Source organism: Mesorhizobium sp. M7A.F.Ca.AU.001.01.1.1, from assembly GCF_004022735.1.
In the GTDB taxonomy this organism is placed as follows: domain Bacteria; phylum Pseudomonadota; class Alphaproteobacteria; order Rhizobiales; family Rhizobiaceae; genus Mesorhizobium; species Mesorhizobium ciceri.
Genome location: NZ_RZPF01000371.1, coordinates 1 through 6,248, shown reverse-complemented (window position 1 = coordinate 6,248; position 6,248 = coordinate 1). Strand labels below are relative to the sequence as shown.

Below are 6,248 nucleotides of genomic sequence, written 5' to 3'. Positions count from 1 at the left end.
GCGCAATCCGCCGCCATCGAGGGTCTGGAACTCATCGATGCCGAGGCCGACAGCCTGCCCGCGCCGCAGCCGCCTGAACTGCGCAGCCGTGCGGCGCGCATCGTGCTTGGCGCGAGCCTTGTGCTGATCGCCTTCAGCCTGCGGCCGCTGTTTTCCAGCCTGTCGGTACTGCTGCCCGAGGTGATGCAGGCAACCGGACTGTCGACGACGGGCGCCAGCCTGCTGACGACGCTGCCCGTTCTGTGCCTGGGTCTGTTCGCGCCCTTCGCGCCAAGACTTGCCCAGCGCTATGGAGCCGAGCGCACTTTGCTCGGGGCGCTCACCTTGCTGGTGCTGGGAACCGGCCTGCGCTGGTTCGGTACGGTTCCCCTGCTGTTTGTCGCCACCTTCCTTGCCGGCGGCGCCATTGCCATCGGCAATGTGCTGCTGCCGGGCCTGGTGAAGCGAGATTTCGCCGACAAGGCCGCCGTCATGACCGGGCTCTACACCATGGCGCTCTGTGCCGGCTCGGCGGCCGCCGCCGGCTTCACACTGCCGATCGAGCATTTTGTCACCGGTTCGTGGTCCGGGGCACTTGCTGCCTGGGCGGTGCCTACACTGGTCGTGCTTTTGATCTGGATTCCGCAGGCGCTGGGCAGCCGTCGGCAGGTCAGTCATCGGGGCTTTCGCGTCGTTGGTCTCTGGCGCGATCGCCTGGCCTGGCAGGTGACGCTGTTCATGGGCCTGCAGTCGGCACTTGCCTATTGCATCTTCGGTTGGCTGGCGCCGATCTTGCGCGAGCGTGGCTTCGATGCGGCCACCGCCGGCGCCATGGTTTCGGTGTCTGTCATGGCGCAAGTCATCACCTGCCTCGCCGTGCCATCCTTCGCGATGCGGCTGAAAGACCAGCGCGGCATCAATGTGGCGCTCGTTGCCACGGCGGTGATCGCGCTGCTCGGCATTCTGTTCGCACCGACCTCGACCGTGCTGTTCTGGGCGATCCTGCAAGGCATCGGGCAGGGCGGCCTGATCGCGGCTGCCATGAGCCTGATCGTGCTGCGTTCGCCGGATTCGCATGTCGCCGCGCATCTTTCAGGCATGGCGCAAGGCGTCGGCTATGTGTTGGCGGCATTCGGCCCGCTGCTGGTGGGCCTGATCCGCGACTGGACCGGCAGTTTTTCGGGAACGGCGTTCCTGTTCGTCGCGCTCGGGCTTGGCGTAGCCATTATGGGGCTCGGTGCCGGCCGCGCGCTGCATGTCGGTGCGCGGACGGTGCGAGAAGGCTAGCAATAGCGTCACGCAATCCCGCACGAAATTTTGACTGCCATGCTCAGGGAGCGCCTTGCCGTATAGGCTTGCGCGGATATGTATCGCGCATCTGTCGAACGGAGCGAGCGATGACGAAACACGACCTTCAGATCAAGACCAGGGATGGTGTTGCCAATGCCGGGCTTTTCCGCTCGGCAAACGCATCTCCTGCCAAGGCCGGCGTCATTCTCTATCAGGACGCCTTTGGTCCGCGGCCGGCGCTCGACAGTATGGCCGAGCGACTGGCGAATGAAGGCTATGCGGTGCTGGTGCCCGACCTGTTCTACCGCAATGCACCCTACGGGCCGTTCGACGCCAAGACCGCCTTCGCCGAGGAAAAGACCAAAATCCCGCTGATGGCGCTGGTCACCGGCACGACGCAGGACATGACCATCAGCGACAGCGGTGCGTTCCTCGATGCGCTTGCGGCAGAAGGCATTACCGGGCCGATCGGCACCATCGGCTATTGCATGGGCGGCGGTCGATCATTGAATGCGGCTGCAACCTATCCCGAACGGATAAAAGCGGCCGCAAGCTTCCATGGCGGCAATCTCGCCAGCGACGCCGCCGACAGCCCGCATCGCAAGGCAGCCTCGACCAAGGCGCGCGTCTATGTCGGCACATCCGGCGTCGACAGGAGTTTCCCGCCGGAACAGTCGGCGCGGCTGGCCGAGGCGCTCAGGGTTGCGGAAGTAGATCATGTCATCGAGAACTATGCCGGCATGGCGCATGGCTGGTGCGTGCCCGATCACAGCGTTTTCAATGCCGCGGGCGCCGAACGCCACTGGAAGCGCTTGACGACGTTGTTCGCAGAGACGCTGATCTGAGCCTTTGCCTGGCTGTTCTTGCCTGTTGGCTGTCCGCCCCGTTCGCGGTATCAGGCAGCACAAATGCGCTGCGCCGGATGAGTGGGCCGAGCGGGAACGAACAGCCTGATGCAATCCTATGATGTCGTGATCATCGGCGCGGGTGCCGCCGGAATGATGTGCGCCGTGGAGGCGGCCAAGCGCGGCCGTTCTGTACTGATCCTCGATCATGCGGCGGCGCCTGGCGAGAAGATCCGCATCTCCGGCGGGGGCCGGTGCAATTTCACCAACATCCATGCCAGCCCGAAGAATTTTCTGTCGGGCAATCCGCATTTCTGCATTTCGGCGCTCAGCCGCTATACGCAACGCGATTTCATCGCCCTCGTCGAACGCCACCGCATCGCCTATCACGAAAAGACGCTTGGGCAGTTGTTCTGCGACGGCTCCGCACGCCAGATCATCGACATGCTGGTCTCGGAAATGCAGGACAAGGGCGCCGAACTGGTGCTGTCGACCAGCGTTGAGGATGTCCGCAAAACCGTGGAGGGGTTTGTGCTCACTCTCTCCACGGGCACGATTAGGTGCCAGTCTCTGGTCGTGGCCTGCGGCGGCAAGTCGATCCCCAAGATGGGGGCGACCGGTTTCGGCTACGAGCTTGCCGGACAGTTTGGGCTTGCCATCGTCGAAACGCGGCCGGCGCTGGTGCCGCTGACCTTCGACGCAAACACGCTCGAACGGCTGGCGCCGCTGGCCGGCAACGCCGTCGACGCGGAAGTCTCCTGCGGCAAGACGCGGTTCTCCGAAGCGATGCTGTTCACGCATCGCGGCGTCAGCGGACCGTCCATCCTGCAGATCTCGTCCTATTGGCGCGAGGGCGACGAAATCCGCATCGCCATGCTGCCGGGAGTTGATGTGGCGGACCTCATTCGTAGTGCCAAGCGCGGTAATGGGCGGCAGGCGGTGCAGACCGTGCTGGCAAATCACCTGCCGAAGCGGCTGGCGCAGTCGATCGCCGAACGAACCGGCATCGACGGCAACCTCGCCGATCTTGCGGACGCCCAGATCAAAACCATAGCTGCCGCAGTCAATGACTGGCGCATCAAGCCTGCCGGTTCTGAGGGCTACCGCACCGCCGAAGTGACACTGGGCGGGGTCGACACCAACGGGCTGGACCAGAAGACGATGCAGGCGAAATCCGTGCCGGGCCTGTTTTTCATCGGCGAAGTCGTCGATGTCACGGGTTGGCTGGGCGGTTATAATTTCCAGTGGGCATGGTCGTCTGGCTGGGTGGCAGGCCAGGCAGCATAGACTTACTTCCGTGGCTTCGCCCCAGTAGCTGCCGGCGCCTTTTTCTTCTTTTTGGCCTTGTTGTAATCGATGGCGGCACGGACGAGCTCTTTCAAAGCGCTCTCATTGAGCCTGTCGCCCTTGAACACATCGATAGCCCGCCACACCTTGCCGCCAAAACCATTGTTGAACAGCCTGTCGGGATCCGGCAGGCTGGCGCCATGGGAAAAGGTCAGCTTCACCTTGTCCTTGTGGGCGTTGCCGACCACGATGTTGCCGTCGAAGCACCATACCGGGCTGCCCATCCACTTCCACTCCTCGATGATGTCCGGGTCGGCTGCAAGGATGGTCTTGCGGATGTCGGCGAGCGTCTCGCCGCGCCAGTCCGAGAGACCGGCGATCAACTGGTCGATCTGTTGCGAGGGGGTCATTTGGTGTCTCCTGTGCGTCGACGCGTTCAACCGCTGCCTGTCACCAGCGCGCCAGTTGGGTGATCTGAACGAGGTTGCCGCAGCTGTCGTTCAGCTGGGCGATGGTTGAACCGGTCACCTCGGTCGGCGGCACGGTGAACGCGCCACCCTTCGCCTTGATGCGCTCGTAGTCGCCCTTGACGTCGTCGGTGAAGAACATGACCGCAGGCTGACCCTGCTGGAAGATGGCTTCCTGATAGGCCTTGGCGGCCGGGTTGTCGTTGAGCGCGAGCTGCAGTTCGGTTCCATCAGGCTCTTCAGCCGAGGTCACTGTCAGCCAGCGATAGGGCCCGTTGCTGAAATCGGCCTTCTTGGTGAAGCCCAGCACGTCGGTGTAGAAGCGCAATGCGTTTTCCTGGTTGTCCACATACACGCTGGTCAGCTTGATCTTCATCGCTCTTTCTCCTCTGTCGTATTCTTGCGTCTGTGGCCGCTACGGGGTCCAGCCGGGCAGGGCGGCGGCCTGCTTGATCCATTCCGCCATTTGCGCCTCGTCGAACCGGTCTTCGCGGATGTCGATCCAGCGCACATCCTTGCTCTTGGCCGTGCCGCCTGGTGGGATCGGTTGCAATGAGATGCCACTGAAAAAGGTCATCTTCACATAGTGGGTGAATACATGGAAACTCGCGAACCAGCCCTGGCCTTCGATGCCGTAGAAGGGTGAGTTCCATCGCACGGCCTTGCGGACGTCAGGCACGTTGCCCACGATGAGCGCGTCGAGGCGCTCGCCCAGGCCGCGCTTCCAGTCCGGCATCGCAGCGATATAGGCCTGCACCGGGGCGTCGCCGTCGCCCTTGGCGATTTGCGGGTTGCCGCCGGAGAGCAGCACTGGCGCAGCCTTGGCCTCGGTCGATTGTCCCTGCGTCTTGGCCACTCTGCCCCACTCCTACCCGCCGGCACGCTGCACGCCGCGTCCCTTGGCGGCATAGGGCAGCACGAACATGTACAGGCCGCTGAGCAGCAGCAGGAGGAGCGGCAGGAGCGGCGAGTAGACCACCCAGGCGGGAGGCTGCCTGAATGCCATGGTGGCGAAGTTGGCGATGACGGTCAGCGCAAAGATGATCGACAGCCAGCGATGCATTTGCCGAACCCACTTGTTCCAGTCCAATAGTTCCTCCTGTCAAAACAGCCGGTGCGGGCCACCGATCCGCACCTGCGAGTTTCAATCTATCCGCGCCAGGACCTGACTCAGATTTGCAAAGTACTGTCGCCACCCGCTCGTCGCGCCCCGATACGCCTGCTCCTGATCCGGCCGGAAGCCGGACTGTTCCATACGCAACCGGGTGCCTGTGCTGGTCGGCACGAGGGTCCAGGTGACGACACTCTCAAGGCCATAGGCCTGCCAGGTGTAGGACAGTGTCTTGTTCAACTCGACGGCTGTTACCTGACAGTCCACAACGATGCTCACGTCAGGTTGCGGTTCCTTCCGCAGCTTGAAGCGGTGGTCCACGACTGGCTTGAAGTCGTTCTTCATCAGCCATTCCTCGATCAGATGCGGTTGGGTCAGCGCGCGCCAGATTTTTTCCGGCGGATAGGGGATCTCACGTTCGACGATGACAGAGCGCGTTTCGGTCGCAATGTTGGTCATTGGTCGATTCTTTTGAGCAAATTTTCGAGATCGTCGAACCGGCTCTGCCAGAACGCGTTCATCTGGTTCGTCCAGTCGGTCAGTGGGGAAAGTGCTGCCAGTTGGGCGCTGTAATGGGTCTGCCGTCCTTGATGGCGATCGCGCACCAGCCCGGCCTGCTTGAGCACGCCGAGATGCTTCGACACCGCAGGTTGAGAGACCCCCGACTGAGCCGTCAGGGCGCCGACCGTCTGCTCGCCTTGCCGGCACAGGCGCTCGAAGATCGCGCGACGCGTCGGATCGGAGAGCGTTCTGAAGAGGACATCGTGAGCGTTCGTCATCCGGGATCGATAACCCTGTGGCTATTGATTTACGTATAACTGTCGAGATATGGATATGTCAAGCGGGGGTGTTGACGGTCCCGATCCGGCGGTTTCCAAAAAAATCTTTCCATTGCCCCAAGGATTAGCCATTAGCCTTCGTCCAACAGGCAAATGATGGCGATGATGCTGGATGAGAGCGAAGCCTCCGACGCCGAACTGATCGGGCGGGCGAAGGGCGGAGACAGGAGGGCCTTCAGCACATTGCTGGAAAGGCACTATGACTTCGTCTATCGCGCCGCCTATCGCTGGTGCGGCAGGAAGGCCGATGCCGAAGACATCGCCCAGGAAGTCTGCGTCAGGCTGGGCAAAGCGATCCGCGACTATCGCGGCGGCGGCGCCTTCACCACATGGCTCTATTCCGTGACGATGAACGCCGCGCGCGACGTGATGCGAAAGTCCGCCCGCGAGACCGTCAAGACCGAGGCCTATGGCGTCCATGCACTGATCT

10 protein-coding genes are annotated in these 6,248 nt (G+C 62.6%); 4 read left to right on the top strand and 6 right to left on the bottom strand.

The window, feature by feature from the left end; all coding sequences use genetic code 11:
- Positions 1-15: 15 nt before the first annotated feature.
- The 3 genes from EN884_RS21495 (at position 16) to EN884_RS21485 (ending at position 3,401) form a co-directional block, all read left to right on the top strand.
- Positions 16-1,266: an MFS transporter gene (locus EN884_RS21495; RefSeq protein ID WP_128360726.1), complete on the top strand. Its 1,251-nt coding sequence runs from the start codon at positions 16-18 to the stop codon at positions 1,264-1,266.
- Between the two features lie 110 nt (positions 1,267-1,376).
- Positions 1,377-2,114 (top strand): dienelactone hydrolase family protein, encoded by a 738-nt coding sequence (locus EN884_RS21490; protein WP_063168200.1) that lies wholly within the window; start codon positions 1,377-1,379, stop codon positions 2,112-2,114.
- Between the two features lie 108 nt (positions 2,115-2,222).
- Positions 2,223-3,401, top strand: a complete 1,179-nt coding sequence (locus tag EN884_RS21485) for an NAD(P)/FAD-dependent oxidoreductase (RefSeq protein ID WP_063168199.1) — start codon at positions 2,223-2,225, stop codon at positions 3,399-3,401.
- Between the two features lie 2 nt (positions 3,402-3,403).
- On the opposite strand, the gene EN884_RS21480 is transcribed toward EN884_RS21485, so the two are convergent.
- Genes EN884_RS21480 through EN884_RS21455 form a run of 6 tightly spaced genes read right to left on the bottom strand, consistent with a single transcriptional unit; the run spans position 3,404 to position 5,758 of the window.
- Positions 3,404-3,811, bottom strand: coding sequence for a DUF1801 domain-containing protein (locus EN884_RS21480; protein ID WP_063168198.1), 408 nt, complete (start codon positions 3,809-3,811; stop codon positions 3,404-3,406).
- A gap of 40 nt (positions 3,812-3,851) precedes the next feature.
- Positions 3,852-4,244 (bottom strand): VOC family protein, encoded by a 393-nt coding sequence (locus EN884_RS21475; protein WP_063168197.1) that lies wholly within the window; start codon positions 4,242-4,244, stop codon positions 3,852-3,854.
- A 39-nt stretch (positions 4,245-4,283) separates the two neighbouring features.
- Entirely contained in the window at positions 4,284-4,724 is a 441-nt protein-coding gene (locus tag EN884_RS21470; protein WP_013531184.1) for a DUF1801 domain-containing protein, read from the bottom strand.
- 12 nt (positions 4,725-4,736) lie between these two features.
- Positions 4,737-4,958, bottom strand: coding sequence for a hypothetical protein (locus EN884_RS21465; protein ID WP_013531185.1), 222 nt, complete (start codon positions 4,956-4,958; stop codon positions 4,737-4,739).
- Positions 4,959-5,012: 54 nt separating this feature from the next.
- Positions 5,013-5,438: an SRPBCC domain-containing protein gene (locus EN884_RS21460; protein ID WP_013531186.1), complete on the bottom strand. Its 426-nt coding sequence runs from the start codon at positions 5,436-5,438 to the stop codon at positions 5,013-5,015.
- Positions 5,435-5,758, bottom strand: coding sequence for a metalloregulator ArsR/SmtB family transcription factor (locus tag EN884_RS21455; RefSeq protein WP_063168196.1), 324 nt, complete (start codon positions 5,756-5,758; stop codon positions 5,435-5,437). The genes EN884_RS21460 and EN884_RS21455 overlap by 4 nt, the downstream gene beginning before the upstream one ends.
- A 156-nt stretch (positions 5,759-5,914) precedes the next feature.
- On the opposite strand from EN884_RS21455, the gene EN884_RS21450 reads away from it, so the two are divergent.
- Positions 5,915-6,248, top strand: a 334-nt coding sequence (locus EN884_RS21450) for an RNA polymerase sigma factor (RefSeq protein ID WP_164895089.1), incomplete at its 3' end; no start/stop codon positions are given.